The organism is Caulobacter sp. DWP3-1-3b2 (assembly GCF_049896325.1).
GTDB lineage: Bacteria > Pseudomonadota > Alphaproteobacteria > Caulobacterales > Caulobacteraceae > Caulobacter.
The window spans coordinates 1-20,210 of the sequence record NZ_JAFCUB010000005.1 but is presented as its reverse complement, the minus strand read 5'-3'; the positions used below and the strand labels follow the sequence as shown (position 1 = coordinate 20,210).

Annotated in this window: 16 protein-coding genes and 2 pseudogenes; 1 reads left to right on the top strand and 17 read right to left on the bottom strand. The window is 66.3% G+C overall.

The window, feature by feature from the left end:
- Positions 1-116 precede the first annotated feature (116 nt).
- From ACP7AG_RS05060 to ACP7AG_RS05000, 13 genes are all read right to left on the bottom strand, one after another.
- On the bottom strand, positions 117-374 hold the full coding sequence (locus ACP7AG_RS05060; protein WP_426011681.1) for a hypothetical protein: 258 nt from the start codon (positions 372-374) through the stop codon (positions 117-119).
- 11 nt (positions 375-385) lie between these two features.
- On the bottom strand, positions 386-1,993 hold the full coding sequence (locus ACP7AG_RS05055; RefSeq protein WP_426030008.1) for a DUF4331 domain-containing protein: 1,608 nt from the start codon (positions 1,991-1,993) through the stop codon (positions 386-388).
- A gap of 183 nt (positions 1,994-2,176) precedes the next feature.
- Positions 2,177-2,950 (bottom strand): hypothetical protein, encoded by a 774-nt coding sequence (locus ACP7AG_RS05050; protein ID WP_426030007.1) that lies wholly within the window; start codon positions 2,948-2,950, stop codon positions 2,177-2,179.
- Complete coding sequence (locus ACP7AG_RS05045; protein WP_426011678.1) at positions 2,947-3,504, bottom strand: sigma-70 family RNA polymerase sigma factor; 558 nt, start codon at positions 3,502-3,504, stop codon at positions 2,947-2,949. Before ACP7AG_RS05045 ends, ACP7AG_RS05050 begins: the two co-directional genes overlap by 4 nt.
- A 293-nt stretch (positions 3,505-3,797) precedes the next feature.
- A complete protein-coding gene (locus ACP7AG_RS05040; RefSeq protein WP_426030006.1) occupies positions 3,798-4,340 on the bottom strand; it encodes a sigma-70 family RNA polymerase sigma factor in 543 nt (180 codons plus the stop codon).
- Between the two features lie 411 nt (positions 4,341-4,751).
- Entirely contained in the window at positions 4,752-5,204 is a 453-nt protein-coding gene (locus ACP7AG_RS05035) for a nickel/cobalt efflux transporter (RefSeq protein ID WP_426030005.1), read from the bottom strand.
- Positions 5,201-5,881 (bottom strand): hypothetical protein, encoded by a 681-nt coding sequence (locus tag ACP7AG_RS05030; RefSeq protein WP_426030004.1) that lies wholly within the window; start codon positions 5,879-5,881, stop codon positions 5,201-5,203. Before ACP7AG_RS05030 ends, ACP7AG_RS05035 begins: the two co-directional genes overlap by 4 nt.
- Before the next feature lie 25 nt (positions 5,882-5,906).
- On the bottom strand, positions 5,907-6,374 hold the full coding sequence (locus ACP7AG_RS05025; protein WP_426030003.1) for a copper resistance protein CopC: 468 nt from the start codon (positions 6,372-6,374) through the stop codon (positions 5,907-5,909).
- Positions 6,375-6,395: 21 nt separating this feature from the next.
- Positions 6,396-6,785 carry a copper-binding protein gene (locus tag ACP7AG_RS05020; RefSeq protein WP_426011675.1) on the bottom strand — a complete coding sequence of 130 codons (390 nt, stop codon included), beginning with the start codon at positions 6,783-6,785 and terminating at the stop codon, positions 6,396-6,398.
- Between the two features lie 12 nt (positions 6,786-6,797).
- Positions 6,798-9,956, bottom strand: coding sequence for an efflux RND transporter permease subunit (locus tag ACP7AG_RS05015; protein ID WP_426030002.1), 3,159 nt, complete (start codon positions 9,954-9,956; stop codon positions 6,798-6,800).
- The gene (locus ACP7AG_RS05010; RefSeq protein ID WP_426030001.1) at positions 9,953-11,446 is read right to left on the bottom strand and encodes an efflux RND transporter periplasmic adaptor subunit; all 1,494 of its coding nucleotides are present in this window, start codon (positions 11,444-11,446) and stop codon (positions 9,953-9,955) included. The genes ACP7AG_RS05015 and ACP7AG_RS05010 overlap by 4 nt, the downstream gene beginning before the upstream one ends.
- The gene (locus tag ACP7AG_RS05005; RefSeq protein ID WP_426029999.1) at positions 11,443-12,666 is read right to left on the bottom strand and encodes a TolC family protein; all 1,224 of its coding nucleotides are present in this window, start codon (positions 12,664-12,666) and stop codon (positions 11,443-11,445) included. The genes ACP7AG_RS05010 and ACP7AG_RS05005 overlap by 4 nt, the downstream gene beginning before the upstream one ends.
- Before the next feature lie 134 nt (positions 12,667-12,800).
- Positions 12,801-13,172 carry a hypothetical protein gene (locus ACP7AG_RS05000; RefSeq protein WP_426029997.1) on the bottom strand — a complete coding sequence of 124 codons (372 nt, stop codon included), beginning with the start codon at positions 13,170-13,172 and terminating at the stop codon, positions 12,801-12,803.
- Positions 13,173-13,265: 93 nt separating this feature from the next.
- Between ACP7AG_RS05000 and ACP7AG_RS04995 the strand changes: the two are divergent.
- A pseudogene (locus ACP7AG_RS04995) lies at positions 13,266-13,969 on the top strand (IS630 family transposase); the annotation flags it as partial.
- 188 nt (positions 13,970-14,157) lie between these two features.
- Here ACP7AG_RS04995 and ACP7AG_RS04990 read toward each other — a convergent pair.
- The 4 genes and pseudogenes from ACP7AG_RS04990 to ACP7AG_RS04975 form a co-directional block, all read right to left on the bottom strand.
- Positions 14,158-14,850, bottom strand: coding sequence for a L,D-transpeptidase (locus tag ACP7AG_RS04990; RefSeq protein WP_426029995.1), 693 nt, complete (start codon positions 14,848-14,850; stop codon positions 14,158-14,160).
- A gap of 56 nt (positions 14,851-14,906) precedes the next feature.
- Entirely contained in the window at positions 14,907-17,306 is a 2,400-nt protein-coding gene (locus ACP7AG_RS04985) for a filamentous hemagglutinin N-terminal domain-containing protein (protein WP_426029993.1), read from the bottom strand.
- A gap of 53 nt (positions 17,307-17,359) precedes the next feature.
- Positions 17,360-19,003: a ShlB/FhaC/HecB family hemolysin secretion/activation protein gene (locus ACP7AG_RS04980; protein WP_426029991.1), complete on the bottom strand. Its 1,644-nt coding sequence runs from the start codon at positions 19,001-19,003 to the stop codon at positions 17,360-17,362.
- A 776-nt stretch (positions 19,004-19,779) separates the two neighbouring features.
- Positions 19,780-20,210 (bottom strand): annotated as a pseudogene (locus tag ACP7AG_RS04975) (transposase); the annotation flags it as partial.

The window sequence follows — 20,210 nt, the reverse complement described above, 5'->3', positions numbered from 1 at the left end:
GGGGTTTTTTGTTTCCCCCCCGGGCGGGGCGCCGCCAAAAACCCTGGTTTTTTAAAACCACGCGGGGGGGCGGTCTGCCCCCCCCCGCCGCCTTGTTCGTAGGCCAAGCCCGCTCGCTAGCGCAGCTTGAGCGGGTCGGTGGTCAGGCTGAGGGCGATCACGTCCCCGGTCGTGGGCTTGGCTGGGTCGGTATTGGGACCCGCGTTGAACAGGGTCGCAAACCCCGCCCCGAACGCACTTTGGATGGACGGCGGGCTGGCCGTCGGCGGGGTCACCGCCACGGAACCGCCGCCACCGCCGCCACCGCCGCCGCATGCGGCGACGCTGGCCGCCAATAGCCCGATAACGGCGATATTGCGCAGAATGCGGATCATCGCTGTTTCTCCTACGGCTGGGTCTGCGGACGCGGAGAGCCGCGCAGCGGAGTGTTGAGGTAGGGGAAGGTCGCGGCCAGGGTGGTCGCGCTGCTCGGTGCGCCATCGGTGTATGCGACCATACCGGTCGGCGCGTTCGCGGGCGTGCACAGCTTAAGATCGGTCTGCACGTGGTTGATCGGCACGGGATGGCACAGGCGGCCCATGGCCACGCGCAGGGTGATGTCGACCACGTCATCGCCGGGGCGACGACCGTTGGGGTAGCCGGCGAGGTCATCGCCGACCACGCCGAAGGAGCTCTGGGTGGCGCGCGGCGTGGGATTTACGCCGGTGTTCAGCCGAAGCATCTCGGACGGGGTGACCGTCTTCTGTTGATTGAGCGTGGCGATGCCCGTCAAGAAGGTGGCCACCAGGTCAGCGCGCGGGAAGTTGTTAGGCGCGAGGTTGGTGAAGTTTGTGCCCAGGGTGGCATTGACCGGAGCGCGGAACAGAGCGTCCAGGATCGCTGGGAAGGTGGGATTGGTCACATAGTCGGCCAGGGCGCCGTCCTGGGTAGGTTCGGCGGCGTTGAACAGGTCCTTCTGCGGCAGGCCGATGACCAGTTCGTTGACTAGGGGCTCACCCAGGCGCGAGACCTGCACATAGGCGCCGCCTTGGGTGGCCGTCGATTGATAGGTCGGCGATGGGTCGAGAAGGCGGGCTTGAGGCAGGCTGGCTGTCGTCCAGGCGCCGATCGTGCCGTTGCCCGCTCCCGTGAGACACGCGATCGGCACTTCGAGCGCGAGCGAGGTCACGTTCTTCTTGCCGATCAGTTCCTGGTTGTCAGCGCTCTGCTTGATGCCGCCCGGGAAGCCGCCGTTGTCGTTGGCGCCAGGGGCGCTGGCCCCCTCGATAGGCACGAAATTCACCAGGTCGAAGATCGGGCCCAGATTGACGGCGAAGGCCTCGGCGCGCTGGCCGACGAAGACCTTGGCGGCCGTTGCGCAGCCCGGGAGATTGACGTCGTAGATGAACTGGTCGGCGTAGTTGGCGTAGTTCGGAATCGACTTGTTGCCCGCGTTGTCGAACGGCTTGCGGAAGCTCAGGCCGCCGCCGGCCGCGTTAGTGGCGCTTGCCCGTGTTCCAGTCCGGCGATCGCCGGTAATAACGGTCAGGGTATAGGATTCCTGCTCGCCCTGATTGGGGTCGTCTGTCGCGCTGATCGGCCCCACGTGGCGCAGCGGGATCGGGAGGGTCTTGCCGCCGACGTTCAGCGTAATGCCGGTGTCATTGCGCAGCGTGTTGGAGAACTTGAACTGGAAAGTCAGGTCCTCCATCGCGCCGCCGTTGACGGCGCCGTCGTTGTCGACATGGATCTCGTAGACCGCGTCCGGGTCCATGGTGAAATAGTTAGGGCCTTCGCCGGGTCCGCCCTGGGGAATGTAGTTGGCGATGAAGGTCACGAAGCCCTCACGGCCCGGCGCGTAGCTGCGGAACATATAGAAATCGGTCCCGTCGACTTTCGGTGTCTTGGTGATGCCCGGCGCTTCCCGGTGGCTGGACGCCACGCTGGGCTCGGCTGCGAAAACCATCAGGGCCGCGAACGCCGTCGCAAGTCCAAATCCATAACGTCTCTTCATGACCGCCCTCTTTGATCGTGCGAAACACACGTTCACCGTCGCGGCGGGTCGGCGGGGGGCCGGATCTCACTACGCGGTTCATCTGAGATACGCTGCACTCCGCAGACGGACGCAGGCGGCTCGAAACTTTCGTCAATATTTCGCCAAGATTGGCAGTCCATTGATTTTAAACGGTTTTCTAGCTTAGTCGAGCTTGGAAGTTTGCTGCGTCAAAAGATCGTCCCAATGCCAAGCGCCTGATCCGATCACAAGCAAGGTGGCGCCGCTGGCGTCGGGGATGGAGAGCAGGCGTGGGCCGAGTACGGGCAGGCTCCGGCAATCGGGCGAGGCGGTTTCGATCGCCGCGGCGATGGACGCCTGGAGCGTCGTCAGGGCCTGGGCGGTCTCTCGCTGGTCTGTTCCGACCCACGCGCCATCCCATAGCATCAGCGCGTTGGCCACCGATCTGGCGTCGCGCGGTATGCGGGCCAAGGCCGCCAACACTTGCGGATCGGCGGCCAGGCGCGCCTGCAGCTGTTCGGTCATCTGGCAGGTCGATGCGCTGTCGGCGGTTTGACTGACGGTCACAGCCGCCTCGGGACGTGACGCGGCGGCGTGCGACAGGGGGCGAGGCTGCGCGGTGGGATCGGCCACCGCCAGTTCGCGCACCACCGCGACCACGTCCAGGGGCGCGGGGGTTGGTGCGAGTAGCGGCGCGGAAGCAGGCTTGTCGTCCGTGGTCGGACTGGGCGGACGGTCGGGCAGGGGCTCGGTCGGCGTCGGCGTCTCGGGCGTCGGCGTGGCGCGCGGTGCGAGCCTGTCAAACAGTGCGACCGTCAGCACGCCCGGCTCGGCTTGTGGCGTGGGAACAACCGTGGGGCCGAGCGACATCGCCGCGAAAACAACGAAGTGAAACGCGATGACGATCAGGCTAATGCCCCAGCGGCGCAGGCGTAAGGTGCGGCCCCGAGCGATCATTGGAGAAAAGCTTCGGTCGATTTTGCGGAGGCCGCTTCGTCTCCCCGCGTCGCTCGTCGAGCTTTTCGCGCGGGCGCGATATCGACGAATTCCATCAGCAGGCGTCGGGCGCGTTGGACGCGGCTTTTCACCGTACTGACGGGGCAACCGCAGACCTTTGCCGCCTCCTCGAACGTCAGCCCCGCGCCGCTGATCAGGACGAGGGCGGAACGGCTGTCGGGCGGCAATCGCTCGATCGCCGCCAGCAGGTCGCCATATTGCAGGCGCCAGTTCTGCTCGGCGGGCGAACTCAGGCGAATGGCATGCTCGCCATCGACATCTTGCACCGTGTGCCGCTGGCGGCGATATCCGTCGGTGAAGCGGTTTCGCAGGATGGTGAATAGCCAGATCCGTAAATCGGATTCAGGACGAAAACTGGCTCGGGCCCGCCACGCTCTTTCCAAGGTATCTTGCACGAGGTCGTCCGCCCAATGACGCGCGCGCGTTAGCGACATCGCGTAGGCGCGTATCTTTGGCGTCAATGCGATAAGTTGGTCTCGAAAGTCGTCGGACACCTTCGGCCCCAAATCGTGGCGACAGAGCATTGCATCTGTCAGCTTTGGTGCCAGATACGAACGATGGGGCGATGAAGATGCATGGGGACTTGGGAATATTAGGACTTCGTGATTGTGCCGCGGCCGAAATTCTATAGGGCGTCAGGTCTCCCCTGGTTCAGCTTGACGATTATTATTCAGCCGAGGGTGGGCGCCGCCTCAAGGACGCAGACGGAAACAACGACGTCTGCTATCAAAACAAGGCCCGCACCGGTCGTCTAACGCCATTGCGCGCGCGGCGTACCTCACCACGGCTAAGCCAGTACGCTTTTCTGCAGCATCAACTTGCCCCGCTGCACCCGGCTTTTGAGCGTCGGGATCGGACATTTGATGAGCGCAGCGCCGCTTTCATAGCTTAGGCTTTGCAAGATGATGGCGTAAATGGCTTCGCGGTAAGGAGCAGGCAGGGCGTCAATCGCGAGAATAACGCCCTCAATTTCCAGTCTGAAGAGCTGAGTGGGCAGCACCGACAGCTCTGCCGCGTATTTTCCATCAACATCCTGGATCGTGTCCCGGCTGGCGCTCACCACGTCATAAAAGCGGTTGCGCATGATGGTCGCGAGCCAAGGCCGCAGGCCGCGCGCTGGGTCGTATCGCTCCCGGGCGCGCCAAGCCCTTTCCAGCGTGTCTTGAAGAAGATCCTCGGCGGCGTCGGTGGACCCCGAGAGTGAGCGAGCGTACCGCCGCAGGGTGGGCGTCAAGATCTTGAGGTCGCTGGCGAAATTCAGCTTTTCAGCTTTGATGCCCGCGGGGGTCAGGTCGCGCGCGGCGACGACTGCTGTAGACGATTGCGACAACGGCTTTTCCCACCCACGGCGTTTACGCCTCAGCCGAGAACGCCACGATCTCCGGCTGGTTCACCAACTGGCCGAACTGTGGCGCACTCCGCACAGTATCAAGTCAAATGATAGGATTGGCCGCACTAGGCTTCGCCAAGCGACGCGTTTTGCCGATGGCTAAATTGGTGAAGCCAGCGCCATTTAGCCAATAACAGGCAGAGTTTTTCGCTTCGCTGGTCGCTACAAATATGCGTCGTGCCCTACCAAGAGGCTGCGGTCAGTTGCAACGTGACCCGAGTGTCGACGAAAACCTGGCAACTAGGCCTCGTCGCCGGAGTTGTGGTTCCAAGCTTATCAGGGGTCAGTCGCCCCGTAGCGTAGACTCGGCAGATGGCTTGGCGTGCCCGGCGATGGAGTCGCGGCGACGCCTTAAGCCAAGAGAGCCCGCACGGCTTGCACGGCCAAGATCAGGCCGACGACGGTGATCAGCACGCCTGACCCGTAGGGCGCGCGACGCGCGAAGGTCGAGAACGCGCTCCCAAACCGTTTTTCGGCGTGACGCATACCCAGGGCCGCCACGACCCCGACGGTGGCCATGGTGATGACCAGGCCGATCGAGAAACACAGCACCAGGGTCGCGCCGAGCGCAATCTGCTTGAGCTGCAAGCACAGCAACAACACCGTGATGGCGGCCGGGCAGGGGATCAACCCGCCGGTCAGGCCAAACAGGATGATCTGCCCCGTGGTTAGATCGCGACCGGCGAAACGCTGCTTGATGTCGTTGGCGTGGGCGCGCTCGTGGGCGTCCTGGTAGCCGGGGTCCGAAACGTCCAGACCGCCGTGGTCATGGCCGTGATCATGGTCGTGTTCGGCAAAGATCACGTCGAAGTCGTGGCCGTGCGAGCCGTGGGCGATCGACAGCCGTGCATCGAACCCATGGGGTTCGGGGATCGCCTCGACCGACTCCAGGAAGGCGCCTTTGTCGGCGAAGGCGAAGGTCTGGACCGCTCCGTTGGGGCCGCCAGGACGTCAGCCGTGGCGGCGGGGTCAGGACGTCTTGCGGCGACCATGGCGCAGAGGGCGACCAGGGCTCCGAGCCAGATCCCTGCGACCCACAGGTCCAGGACATCGGCCGACAGATGAAGGGCGCCAGCCAGGCCTTCGCCACCGGCGGCGTGACCGGCCCAGGCCAGGGTGGCCAAGGCCACAGCGGCGCAGATCAGTCGAGACAGCGGACCGCCGAATCTGACTAAGCCGAGAAGCAGCGCCAAGGCCGCCACGCGCAGCAGGCCCGCGCGGCCGGCCGACGTGCCGATGATCGCGGCCGAGAGGGTGGCGGGATCCGCCGCGCCCGCCGGGTCGCCACTCATCATCGCCGCCAGGATCAGCAACGAGGCGAGGGCGGTCAACAGGCCGATGGCGGTCAACACGATCACGACCTGTCGACGGTCCCTGCGGCTCTGGGCGTCCTGCGCATGGATCGCGAACGCTGTCAGTCCGAACAGCGGCAGCAGCGCGCCGTACTGGAGCAGCCGCACCAGGATGTTGACGAGGTCCATCGTCGGCCTATTTGACGGTGAAGCTTTAGTCGCCCTTCAGGCGATGGGTGTCGGTCGACACGACATGCCAGTCGACCTTGTAAGTCCCCTCCGTGAGCGGCGCTTTCAGGGTCAGGAGCAGGGTCTTGTGGTCGGCCGGATCGAGCACCGCGGCGACGCCGTCGACCTTCATCACATGGGCCATCGGCTTGCCGCCCATCATCATGCTGGTCGCGGTCAGATCGGCGCTGGAGGACTTGGCGACCAGCGGCTCACTGAAATGCAGCGTCAGGCGATTGGTCGGGCCGCTGACCCCGCCTGCGAACGGCGAGGCCGACAGCAGCTTAGGATGGGCCAGGGCGGGGGAGGCGGCCAGTGTGAGGATCGCGGCGGCGGCGAGGGTCAGGCGTGAGCGGCACATGGGATCAAGACCTTGCTGGAGGGCAGCCGGGAAGCCCGAGGCGGCAGGATGGCGGTCCGATGGGAAGGCGGCGATTGCGAGGCGGGAACGCATGCGCTCCCGCCAAGGCGAAGGTCATCGCTTGCCGATGGCGGTGACCTCGCCCGAACCGTCATGGAGTTTCAGGTCGAAGGCGACCTTGTCGCCGACCGCGACGCCGTCCAGCAGGGCCGGAGCGGCCTTGAAGCCCATGGTCATGGCTGGCCAGCCGGCCTCGGGAATGGCTTCGTGGTCGAGGGTGATCGTTCCGATGGTCTTGTCCATCGCCGTCACCACGCCGACGCCCTTGGCCATCTTGTCGGCCGGCGCCATGTCCATGCCGGCCATGTCGCCGCGCGCGGCCGGAGCAGGCGCAGCGGCGGGCGCCGGCGCGGCCGGAGCGGCGGGCGCTTCGGTCTTGCGGCCGCAAGCGGCCAGGCTGGTCGTCGCCAGCAGGGCGGCGAGGGTGAGGGACAGGGTCTTCATCAGCAAATCTCCTTAGGCTGAGGTGGAAGTGGAAGTGGAAGTGGAAGGGGAGGTTCGGGCTTGCCGGCAGCGCAGCAGCAGATAGCCGGCGGGCACGACGAACATCGACAGCAGGGGGGCGGTGAGCATGCCGCCGATCATTGGGGCGGCGATGCGGCTCATCACTTCAGAGCCCGCGCCATGGCCCCAGAGGATGGGGGCCAGGCCGGCCAGGATCACCGCCACGGTCATGGCCTTGGGCCGCACGCGCAGCAGGGCGCCTTCGCGCACGGCGGCCTCGACCTGATCCATTGTGGGGTCGGGGCCCAAGTCGTCCATGGCGTGCTTGAGATAGATCAGCATCACCACCCCAAACTCGGCCGAGACCCCGGCCAAGGCGATGAAACCGACCCCCGTAGCCACCGACTGGTGGAAACCAGCCAGATAGAGCGTCCAGATCCCCCCGGTCAGGGCGAAGGGCAGGGTGGCCATGATCAGGCCCGCCTCGTCAAACCGGCGGAAGATTACATAGAGCAGGACGAAGATGATCAGCAGGGTGGCCGGCACGACGATCTTCAGCCGGTCGGCCGCTCGCTGCAGATATTCGAACTGACCCGAATAGGAGAGGCTGACGCCGGGCGACAGCTTGACGTGTCGGTCGACGGCTTGACGCAGGTCGCCGACCACCGAGGCTAAATCCCGACCTCGGACATCGACATAGACCCAGGTGGTCGGTCGGCCGTTCTCGCTCTTGAGCATCGGCGGTCCGTCGGCGATCTCGACCTGGGCCACCGTACCCAGGGTGATCTGCGCGCCGCCCGGCGTCAGGATCGCCAGGGTCCGCAGGCCCTCCAGGCTGCCGCGCAGTTCGCGTGGATAGCGGACGCTGATCGGATAGCGGGCCAGGCCCTCGACCGTCTGGCCGATGGTCTCGCCGCCGATCGCCCCGGAGACGATCGACTGGACGTCGTCGATGTTGAGCCCGAACCGCGCGGCCGCGGCCCGGTCAATGCGGACATCGACATAGCGGCCGCCGGTCAGCCGTTCGGCCAGGGCCGAGCTGACGCCCGGCACATCCTTTGCGACGCCCTCCACCTCGCGGGCGATGCGGTCGAGTTCGGCCAGGTTGGCTCCAGAGACCTTGACGCCGATCGGGCTCTTAATACCGGTGGCCAACATGTCGATGCGGTTGCGGATCGGCGGCACCCAGACATTGGTCAGACCCGGGACCTTCACCCGCGCGTCGAGATCGGCAACCAGCTTGTCGGGCGTCATGCCCGGCCGCCACTGGTCGCGCGGCTTGAAGCGGATCGTGGTCTCGAACATCTCCAGCGGGGCCGGGTCGGTGGCGCTCTCGGCGCGGCCGGCCTTGCCGAACACGCTGTCGACCTCAGGAACGGTCTTGATCATTCGGTCGGTCTGCTGGAGGAGCTGTCCGGCCTTGGCCGCCGACAGCCCTGGTAGGGCTGATGGCATATAGAGCAGGTCGCCCTCGTCCATATTGGGCATGAACTCGGCCCCCAGATGGGCCAGCGGCCAGGCCGTGGTGGCGAAGGCCAGCAGGGCGATGACCAGGGTCGTTCTGGGCCGCCCCATCACCCAGTCCAGGGCAGGCCGGTAGGCCGCCGTCAGGACGCGGTTGATCGGATTGGAGGCCTCGTCGGGGATACGCCCACGGATCAGGTAGCCCATCAGCACCGGGATAAGGGTCACCGACAGGATGGCCGCCGCCGCCATTGCGTAGGTCTTGGTGAAGGCCAGGGGACGGAACAGCCGCCCCTCCTGGGCCTGCAGGGTAAACACCGGGATGAACGACAGGGTGATGATCAACAGGCTGAAGAACAGCGCCGGTCCGACCTCGACGGCGGCCTCGGTGACCAACTTCCAGCGGGCTTCGCCGACCAGGGTCTGGCCCGGGTGGTCGTGGGCCCAGCGTTCAAGCTTCTTGTGGGCGTTCTCGATCATCACCACGGCGGCGTCGACCATCGCCCCGATGGCGATGGCGATGCCGCCCAGCGACATGATGTTGGCGTCGACGCCTTGGCTTTTCATCACCAGGAAGGCGGCCAGCACCCCCAGCGGCAGCGAGATGATCGCCACCAAGGCCGAACGCAGGTGGCCCAGGAACAGGGCGCAGACCAGGGCGACGACGAGGAACTCCTCCAGCAGCTTGCCGGTCAGGTTATGGACGGCGCGGTCGATGAGGCCCGAGCGGTCATAGGTCGTGACCACCTCGACGCCGGGCGGCAGGCTCTTTTTCAGCTCGGCCAGCTTGGTCTTCACCGCCGCGATGGTGGTGCGGGCGTTTTCGCCCGAGCGGAGGATCACCACCCCGCCGGCCACCTCACCCTGGCCGTTCAGTTCGGCAATGCCGCGCCGCATCTCCGGACCGACCTGTATGGTCGCCACGTCGCCAAGCCGTACCGGGATCCCGCCGGCCGCCGTCTTCAGCGGAACGGCCTGGAAGTCCTCGGGGGTCTTCAGATAACCGGTGGCACGGACCATGTATTCGGCCTCGCCCAGTTCCAGGACGGAGCCGCCGGTTTCGGCGTTGGCGCCTTTCAGGGCGGCGACGACTTGGCTGTGGGTAACGCCGTATCCAGCCAGCTTCACCGGATCGAGGACGACCTGATATTGCCGAACCATGCCGCCGATCGCCGAGACCTCCGCCACGCCCGGCAGGGTTTTCAACTCGTAGCGCAAGAACCAGTCCTGCAGGGATCGAAGCTGGCTTAGATCGTGACCGCCGGTCTTGTCGACCAGGGCGTACTCATAGACCCAGCCGACCCCTGTTGCGTCGGGACCCAGGGCCGGGCGAGCGCCTTCGGGTAGGCGGGCCTGGACCTGGTTGAGATATTCCAGGACCCGCGAGCGAGCCCAGTAGAGGTCGGTTTTGTCGTCGAAGATCACATAGACAAAGCTGTCGCCGAAGAACGAATAGCCGCGCACCGTCTTGGCCCCGGGCACCGACAGCATGGTGGTGGCCAGCGGATAGGTGACCTGGTTCTCGACCAGTTGCGGGGCCTGGCCCGGATAGCTGGTGCGGATGATCACCTGGGTGTCGGAAAGGTCGGGCAGGGCGTCGATCGAGGTCGAGCGCACGGCTAGGCCGCCGGCCACGATCAGGGCCAGGGCGCCCAGCAGCACGAAGAAGCGATTGGCGACCGACCAGCGGATCAGGGCGGCGATCATGCGCCGCCTCCGAGCTTGGCGATGCGTCGCACCGTCGGGCTCGCTGGCGGCTGGTCGAAGGCGAAGCTGACCTGGTCGCCAGTCTTGAAACCCCGCAGCAGCATCGGGTCGGCGCGGAAGGCCATGGTCATGGCCGGCCAGCCGATGGCCGGGATCGGGCCGTGGGAGAGGGTGATGCTGTCCTTGGTCACCTGCTCGATGCGCCCCGTCGCTTCGGCCAAGGCGGGCTTTGCCGCAGCCGAGGTCATCGGCGCCATGGCGGCGTCCGCCGCCAGCGGCCGAACTTGCAGGCCCGCCAGGCTGGCCTCGGAGTCGATCAGGAACTGACCAGAGGCCACCACCTTCTGACCGGCGCTCAGGCCCGCCAGGATCTGGCTCTGGCCACCCGACTCGCGGCCGATCTTGACCTCGACGGCCTGGTAGCGGCCGTTGTCGCCGGCCAGCATGACGATGGCGCGCGAGCCGGTGCGGATCACCGCCTCGGACGGCAGCAGCAGGGCCGGGCGCGCGTCGGTATCAAACGAGACAGTGGCGAACATGCCTGGGCGCAGCTTGCCGCCGGGGTTGGGCAACTCAATGCGGGCCTGGAGCGTGCGGGTCTCGCCCTGGGCCTGGGGCAGGATGGCCTGCACCGTTCCCCGCAGCATCTCGCCGGGATAGGCCGCCAGGGCAACGCCGACCGATTGACCTTGGCGCAGTTGGCCGCCTTGCGCCTCAGGCACGGCGGCGGTGATCCAGACCCGCGACAGGCCGTTGATCTCGGCCAGTCCCTGGCCCATGGCCACGGTCATCCCGGCCCGAACGTCGAGCCTGGTGATCACCCCGCCCAGCGGCGCGCTGATCGTGATGATCGCGCGGGCCCGGCCGTCGCGATCGACGGCGGAGATCGTGCCTTCGGGCATGCCCAGCAGTCGCAGGCGCTGGCGGGCGGCGGCGATCAGGGCCGCGTCACCGGTGCGTCTGACCGCCAGATATTCGGCCTGGGCCCCGCCCCAGTCGGGAACCAGCAGGTCGGCCAGCGGCGCGCCGGCCCCGATCACATCGCCAGGAGCCCGGCCATAGACCCTCTGCACGAAGCCGCCGGAGCGCGCCTGGACCACGGCCACGTCACGCTGGTTGAAGTCGATGACGCCGGTGGCGGTCAGACCGCCGAGCAGGACGCCTTGGCGGGTCTCCACGGTGCGGACGCCGAGATTCTGGGCGGTGGCCGGATCGATGCGGACTCCGGCCGAAGGCCTGGTCGCATCGCCTACTCCGGCATATTTGGCGACCAGCTGCATGTCCATGAACGGCGACTTGCCCGGCTTGTCGAAATGCTGGGCTGGGACCATCGGGTCGTACCAGTAGAGAACCTTGCGACTATCGGCCGTGGCGTCCGACATCGCTGGCTCGGCGGTCAGTCGGGCCAGGCCGTAGCCGCCGGCGCCGGCCAGAACGACCAAGGCCGCGCCGGCCCCGAGCAGGACCTTCATCGAGGGTGACGGGTTCATTCGTCGCTTCCATAGGTCAGGGATAGGCGGGCGGCGTCGATGGCGACGGCTGCCTCGCGGTCCAGAGTGGTGAGTTGGGCGTCGGCCAGGCCGGCGAAGGCGGCCAACACGTCGGGCAGGGCGGCCGTGCCGGCCCCGTAGCCGGCGGTCTCCAGGTCGGCGCGCTGCTTGGCGAGCGGCAGCAGGGTGTCGCGAGCCCGCAGCCATTGCTCGTGGTGCATGACGTGGTCGGCGAGATCGGCTTCGAGCTGGGCGGCCAGCGTCCGGCGGGCGTCCTCGCGCTGGGCCTCGGCGCGGCCAGCGCTGGCGGCGCGCGCGGCGATCATCGGGTCCTGGCGGCTCTTGCCCCACAGCGGCAGGCTGACGCTGACCCCCGCCGAAACCATGTCGCCGAACATCGGGTCGCGGCGCTGATAGGCGACCTCCCAACTCCAGTCGGGGCGCTTGTCGGCCTTGGCCAGGGCGAGGTCGGCCTGGGCCTGGCGGGTGGTGGCGTCTCGCGCCAGCACGGTGGGATTGCGGTCGATCGCTACCCTGAGATTGGCGGGGGCCAGGTCCAGGTCGAGCGCCTCGCCGATCGCCTGGGGATCGGCGTCACCGGTCCAGCGCGTCAGCATCGCGCGAGCCCGTCCCAGCTTGGAGACCGCCTCGCTGCGGCGATCCTCCAGGGCGGCGCGCATTTGCGCCGCCTCCAGCGCCTGGGCGGGTCTCGAGCGTCCGGAGGCGACGCCGGAAGGCGCGGCGCTCCAGAGCGGGCCTAGCTGGGCTGCCACGCCATCCAGCGCGGCCAGCTTGCGCTGGGCGTAGAGCAGTTCGATCCAGGCCAGGGCGGCGGCGACGCGAACCTGCCGGGCTTCGACCGCGCCCTCAGCCCCGGCCGCGACGATGTCGGCTTGGGCCCGGCCGATGCGGGCCTGGCGCTTGGCGGCGCTGGGCATGTCCTGGCTGTAGCCGACCCGGCCCATGGTCATCTCGTCGGCGCCGAGCCGACCGGCCAGCGGGCCCGAGACCGGGAAATTGTCGAGACCCAGCGCCAGCCTGGGGTCGGGCAGGGCGCCAGCGGCCTTGGCCGAAGCCTTGGCCGCCTCGACCTGCAGGGCGGCGGCGCGCAGAGCTGGCGCGTTGGCGGCCGCAGCATCGAGACTTTGGCGGTAAGTGAGGGGCGCGGCATGGACGGCGCTGGCCAGCAGCGTCGCGGCGATGGTGATCGTGATGCGCATAGGGTTTCCGATCGCGAGAGTTGGCGACCGCGCGAGGCGGCGCTCGGATGCGCTGGATGACGTTAGGCAAGCGCAAGAGGGCGCAGCCTCGACGACACAGCACGGGATGGCGCCGCGTTAGACGCGGGCCAAGCTCAGGCGATCTGTTTGGGAGGTCGTTCGTCGCCCGGCGGCGCGTACGTGCGCAACGGCTTGTCGGGGGCCGCCGTTAGGCGCATCGGCACGACGGCCGGGAGCTTGATTTCCGAAGTGGGAGGAGTGGCGGTCGTCGCGCACAGGGCGGCGCAGATCTGGGCGCAGGCCTTGCCGTCGTGCGGAGCGTTCTGGTGCTCGTCGCAGCAAGGATCGTGGCTTGCCTTGGCGCCGTCGGTGGACTTGGCCATCGGCATGGACATGTCCATCATCGCCTCGGGCCCGCTCTTGGCGCACTCGACCTGCGCAGCAGCGGCAGCCACCGGGCTGATCAGCAGGGCCAGAACGGCCAGGAAGGCGAGCAGTTGCCGCATACGAAACGCTTTAGTCCTCCTTATTGCGATTGTCGACGCCCAGTACCGGCTTCCATGAGTGTCTGATTCATGATTCAGCGTTGGGGATGGTTCCCAAGGATCGCCGCCGCGTTGGGGGATGTGCATGCCCAGCACGTCTGGCGGGTGCTGCGCGCGCAAAAGCTCGATCTGGTGGCCAGCAAATACTGGTGCGGGAGCCGCGATCCCGATTTCGTGGCCAAGGCCGCGGACGTGGTCGGGCTCTACATGGCGCCGCCCGAAAATGCGGTGGTGATCTGTGTCGACGAGAAGCCGTCGATCCAGGCCCTGAAACTGCCCAACGGCCGGGCGCTCAGCGGCCATAGCCACGACGACAAGCGCCACGGCACATCCACCCTTTTCGCCGCCTTCGATGTGGCTTCCGGCAAGGTCACCGCGCCCACACCAAGCGCAGGCGGCGTCTGGAGTTTCTCGAGTTCATGGACGGAGTCGTGGCCGCCTATCCCGACCAGGAACTCCACGTCATCCTCGATAATCTCAACACCCACAAGAACAACCACGTCTGGCTCGAAGCTCACCCCAAGGTGACCTTTCACTTCACGCCCACCAGCGCCTCATGGCTCAATAAAGTCGAGATCTGGTTCCCCATCCTGCAGAAAAAGTCGCTTTTCAAGGCTTCCTTCACCTCGGTTCGAAAACTCCGCGAGGACATGGATCACTTCATCGAAGCCTATAGCGCCAACCCCAAACCCTTCTTCTGGACCAAGACCAAGGTCTCCCAGAGACACCTCAAGGACCAACGTGTCAGCGATCTGTGATTCCAGGTGCTAGGCTCGATAATTGCCTGCGGAGCGCGGGTCTGGAGGTCGTGTTTCTGACGCGGCCCAAGACCCCGGTCATGACTCTCAGGCGCGTTGTGTGCTTGGCGGTGAGGAGTCATCGCCTACGCCAAACTCACCGTTTAATTGGCGGCGTGCAGGTCGAGGGCTAAACGCGGTGCGTGGTTTTAGAAAGCTTCAAGGCCGGGTCTATTCGCCGGGGCGTCTGACGCCGACGTGACGACCCTCGGATGCGCGAAAAACACCTGCGCGAGGGATCGAGATTCCGGCAGGATATAGACTACGCCCATCGTGCCCTTGAACATCGGTTGCACGATATCGCCATAGAACCTGGTGGGCACGTTCACGCACCCATAAGAAATCCGGTTGTCATCGGGCGCGGCGGTGGCGAGGCGCTCCAGTCGCCGATCGGCCGCGCGGGTCGTGATGACCGGATGCAGGGACAGGGCGGCGTCATAGTCGATCCACAGAATACTCTTGCCGCCGAGGTTCTCGCCGATCGAAGCCACGAACCGACCGGCCGGAGTGATGCGTTCGTCCGGCGTAATGGCCGACAGGGGGCGATGGCCTATGCCGGGGGACGAGATATCGCCGTGCGTCAGGCCCATCAGGGCGGGCGTTGTCCCCAATAGCCGGCCCTGGGGGTCAAAGGCCAAAACCTGCGCACTGACCTTGTCGATGATCAGAAAGGGCAGCCCCTGATTGTCGGCCGTCTCGTGCACCCAGGTAGCAACCTCACTCGCAGCTGACGACGTGGGCGCCTCCCCGGCGGCGCCAGGGGCGCCTTCTGCGAGGGAGGGTTCGGCGGTCATGCCCGGCCGACCGAAGGCCAGCCCCAGGACCAGTCCCGCCGCCGCCATCCATCGTCCCGGTACGGGCGGCCGGCGGCCGGCCTCAAGCGCTAACCATCGCATGGTCAGTTGCGATCCTGTTTTCTGGGATAGACCGGCACCTGCATGGGACGCGGCGCGGCTGGCGCGACCGGCGCGGCTCTTTCCATCGGCCGAACAACCTCCTCCACCGATGGCGGGAGGCGGGCCGTCTCGTATGGCGGCATCCGCACGCCCCCCCCCACGACATTGAAGGCCAGATCGGACGATGTCGCCGAGATCGGGGTGGGCGTGACGAGCGGATAAAAGACGGCCGGCGTCGCCGCGGGCGGCGTCACGGGCGGGGTAACAGGCGGCGGCGTCACTGGCGGCGTCACTGGCGGCGTCACCGGCGGCGTGACCGGAGGGGTCACGGGTGGCGTCACCGGAGGGACGATGGGCGGGACCACCGGCGGTGTCACGGGCGGGGTGACCGGTGGCGTCGTGACCGGCGCTGCGGAGATCGTTCCCTGTGTTCTCTGGTTCGACACGCAACAGAAGTCGGCCAGGGCGTATCGGCTGGCGTTGGCTCCGGCCAGGCTGTAGCCGCTGTAGGTGATCCCGATGTCATCGCCCACAGTGGCCGAGTCGAAGGTGGCGCTCGCGCCGGGACCCGTCACCAGGGTGACGCCGGTGGGCAGCCCCGAAACCGCCGTGGTCCTGAAGCCTGAGAGGGTCGTGGCCGTCCCACCGTTGAACACTCGGCTTCCGTCCGGGAACAGCAGCATCCGCTGCGTCAGCGCGGCGCCCTCGGTCAGGGTGAAGCGGGTCGCGAAGGCCGAAGGCGTCGCGTAGGCAACGGGGTTGTAATTGATCGTCACCGGGGTGGCCGTGACCGTGACGCGGGGCGCCAGCGGGCTGAAGATGATCGTGCCGGCGCCCACGCCCGGGCCCGTCCCGCCGGCGCCCGCGATGAGCGTCAGGCCGACCGGCAGGCCCAGGCTCTGGGCGGGAATGGTGCTGCCGCGGGTCAGGGTGACGGCGCCGTCGATATGGACGTCATGCCCGGCGCACAGCGCGATGTTGCCGTCGGTGGTGGTGATCGTGTGAAACACGGTGACGTTCTGGCCGGCGTTCAGCAGGACGCTGCCGTTCACCGTGGTGATGGCGCCTTTGACGCTCACGTCGCGCCCGCAACAGGCGACGAAGTTGCCCTTGGTGGCGCTGATCGCGGCGTTGATGTTGACGTCGCGGCGGCTGTTCAGCGTCAGGGTGGTCGGGGTGGATGACGCGGTCCAGGCGATCGCGTCATTGACCAGTATGTCCCCCGTACTCGACGCACTGACGGCCGCCCGCGTGCTGATCGTGACATTGGTGGTCACGAGTCGGGCCGACAGGGTGGCGCCGGAAATATTGCCACCAGCGCCGATCGTGAAGTCGGCCGACTCGATCTGCCAAATCCCGGCGACCCCCGTGGGGGCGGCCGCGGTGATCTGCGCCGTGGGGGCGATGTTGACGATCGCGGCGGAGGTCTTGATGGACCCGCCGCCGCCGCCGCCCGGCGCGCTGGCGTCAAGGGTTCCGTCCACGTTCAGCGTTCCGCTCGTCATGTCGCCGAGCAGTTGGATGGTTCCGTTACGCTGACCGATCGTCCGCGCCTGGATGACGCCGGTGTTGTTGACCACCGTGCGGAGCAGGTCGCCCGCCCCCTGTGCGGTTATCACCACCCGACCGCCGTCGGCCTGAAGCATGCCGCTGTTCTGGATCAGCGCGTTAGCCGTGCCCTTGTCGACGACGACATTGAGCAGCCCGTCGCCGGCGACGTCGAGGGTGATGGCCTCGCCCGACGCCAGGGCGATCGACCCGAGATTGGCCCGGATCAGCCCCTCATTGCTGACCTGGCCGCCCAGCAGCGCGACATTTCCGCCTGTCGCGATGATATTCCCCTGGTTGCGGACGACCCCACCGCTCCCAGAAAACCGATAGTTGCCGGCCATGAAATCGCTGTCGGTCATTGCCAGGGTGGAAGCGACCAGCCCGCCGACATTGACCTGAGCCCCTTGTCCGAGCAGTACGCCGTTGGGGTTGATCAGGAACACTTGGCCATTGGAGGTCAGGCTGCCCAAGATCGCCGACGCGTTCGGGCCCACCACGCGATTCAGAGCCACCGAACCGCTGTTGGGCTGGATGAAGACCACGCTGCCGCCCTGGCCGATCGAGAAGCTCTGCCAATTGATCGCGGCGTTCTGGGTCGACTGGTTGATGGTCATCGCGCCAGGAGCTGTGGCGATGGTAGCGCCGCCCGCAGTGACCGCTCCGCCCGTCGGCAGGGTCTGAGCCTGAGCCGCTGTCGCCAGGGCCATCACGCTGCTCAAGCCGATCAAGGCGGAGGCTGCGATCCCGGCCAGGCAGCTGGAGGCGGCGAGGGCGCCTCGGCGGCCGATGCTGTCGGATCGACGTCCCGCATCCAGCCCGGCGTCGGCGATCGTGTGATGGAAACTGTTCATCGGAACGTTCTTTTTCAGAAGATGCGCTAGGGGCGAGACGGCCATGGTGGTCATCAGAACAGCTTGACGATCTGGACCCAGACGCGGCCTTTTTTGTCAGGCTCCGACGTCGAAATCTGGTCGTTGAAGCGGCGGGCGTAGGCGACGCGGACGCTGAGGTTGTCCGGGCCAAACCAATTGACGCCAAGGCCGCCACCGCTGCGCCTGGCCCGGTTGGGGCCGGGAAACCAGGGGTCCTTGGCGTAGTCGACCTCACCGGCGTCCACGAATGCGATCAGCTGGAACTGGCCCGGAATGGGCCGCGTCCATGCGTCAAGTGTCCAGCGGGCTTCCAATGTCGCGACATAGCCTTGGTCGCCGTAGGCCTCGCCCTCCGGATAGGCGCGCACGCCATAGGCGCCGCCCAGTTCCATCTTTTCGGAGATGTCGAGATTGTCGGTGGCCATCTGCCCGCGCACCGCGCCGTAGACCGACAGCGGTCCACGCACCGTCTGAAGCCGGGAGACGGCGAACTGCAGCTTGTTGAACCCGCCCTGGGAACGGGCGCTCGCCGCGTCGGCGGCGCGCTCGAGCGGACTTTCGATGTTCAGGCGGCCCGAGGTCCAGGACAGAGAGGCTGAGTTCCAGCCGCCGCCGCCGAACCCGTCGCGAGAATCCCCGCGCAGGCCGATCGTCGCCGCGTGGATGGTCTTGTCGGAGACCTGCGATAGCAGGCCGATCTCGTCGGTGAGGAACTTGGCCTCGAGACCGCCCAGAACGTAGAGGTTCGCGGCGCGCGAGCGGATCAGCGGGTAGCTGGCGAACAGGCCGGCGATGTCGCTCGTGCCGTTGGCGTGAAGCGCCGAGAATTCGTGCCCCAGATCGTACTGCATGTGGGTAAAGCCCACGCCGACGGTGGCGTCGCCAAGCGGGGCCTGCCAGGCGGCGTGCCCGTAGGCCAGGCCCTCGGTGGAGGCGAGCAGGCGCAGGCTGATTAGGTCGCCCATGCCGGTCAGATTGGCGACATTGGCCGAGCCGCCGAACCGGTAGGCGCCGGTGTAGCGATTGCCGGCGTTGTCGGCTTCGAGGCTGCCGTAAATCCGGGGCGCCCTGGTTAGGTCAACGGTGAGATCCGAAGAGCCCACCTCGGCGCCCGGAGACAGCGTCGAATGAACGACGACGCCGGGGATGTCGGAAAGTAGCAATAGACGGCGATCGAGCGGCGCGATCGCGACCGGGTCGCCGCGGTTGAGGCCCTTCAGCACCTTCCCGGCTACGGCGTCGGCCACGCCGGACTGATTGCGCAGGGTGATCAACCCGTAGTGGCCTTCGACCACGGCGATGGTCACGGTCCCCGCCACGACGTCCTGCGCCGGGAGATAGGCCTGGGCCAGCGCATAGCCATGAGCGCTGTAGAAGCGCGTGATCCGGGCGGCCCCATTGCGAAGTTCGGGAAGGGTGAGATAGCGTCCGGGGATCAAGCCCGCCTCCGCCACCAACTGCGCTTCGGTGAACAGGGTCGCGCCCGTGACGCGCAGCGTGTCCACACGGATCCGTGCGCCTTCGGGAGCGGCGTTCTCCGACGGTTCCGGCCGTTCGATGCGGATGGCCGGGGCGGGCCTCTGGGGAACGGAAGCAGGCGGAATTTGCTGCAATTGCCCCGGCGCTGGAGGTTGTTCGGCCTGGGCGCCCTGGCCCGTCGTCAACAGCGCGAACATGATAAGACTCGACCGCAACATAGACGCCTCGTAGTGCCGCCGCGATGTCAGGGCGCCCGGCCCTCACGCAGCGGAGAGCACGCACGTTGGAAGGCAAAAGCTCGGTTCATTCAGCATGGAATTGAGAAATCCCGACTGCAAATATCAAATGACTTCTAATGTACCGACAAAAAGACTTTTGTGTTTTCCCGCATTAACGGGGAATGAACGGATTTCTCGCGTCAATCTGTAAAATAAGCAACGGGTAAAAAATTTATTCATTCCTGTTTGAGTTGCCCGAATATTGGCTCGTTTTGTCGCATACGACCTCGACCAACCTTGAGCGTTCAATCTGAAGAGTCGATTTCCCCATACCCACGCCTATAAATTTGCACGGCTGAGGCGAATGCTCGTATTTTAGGGGATTTGGCAGACCGGCGCCTTGCGAAATGCACGTCGTCTCGAGGGGGTCTGGCGGTGCCGAAAAAAAACCGTCAGCCGTTCGCGATCGGTCGAGCGTCGCATCAGCCCTGGCTGTAAGGGTGCTGGATCAAGGATCAGTTTTGGCGCTTGCCAGGCTGCCGTCGTCGGCCGTGAGCGAACCTGACGGACTGCGTCATACACCTTGATGCCGCGCCGGAGATGAGCGCTACCGGAGACGCCTGCACAACTGTCGCGGGCATTGGAGGCGACGTCTGAAGGTCGAGAAGTGTGGCTGGTCCCACTGTCCGCTCATGGGTACGCCTCCGGTGAAGGCCGCCTTGCCGCGTGGTGACTAGGCCGTAGTTACGATTTAGCTATTTGAGCCATAGCATGATGGCGGCGAGGGTTACGAAGCCCATGAAGGTGGTTGCAAGCTTGTCGTACCGGGTTGCGATGCGGCGGAACTGCTTGATGCGGCTGAAAAAACGCTCGACGTGGTTTCGCTCCTTGTAGAGGGCGGTGTCGTAGGCGTGCTGGCGTTTGCGATGCCGGCGGGGCGGCACGCAGGGATCGCCGCCCTGGGCGATGATCTTTTCGTAGAGACGATTGGCGTCATAGGCCATGTCGTTCTGCTGGCCCGGGCCCAGGATGATGCGGACAGGCAGACCAAGGGCGTCTACGCAGAGGTGGATCTTGGTTCCGAACCCGCCACGAGACCGGCCAAGCGCCTGGGCGTTAGGGCCCCCTTTTTTCGCCGCGCGCCGGCGGCCTGGGCGTGGGCCCGAATGACGGTGGCGTCCAACAT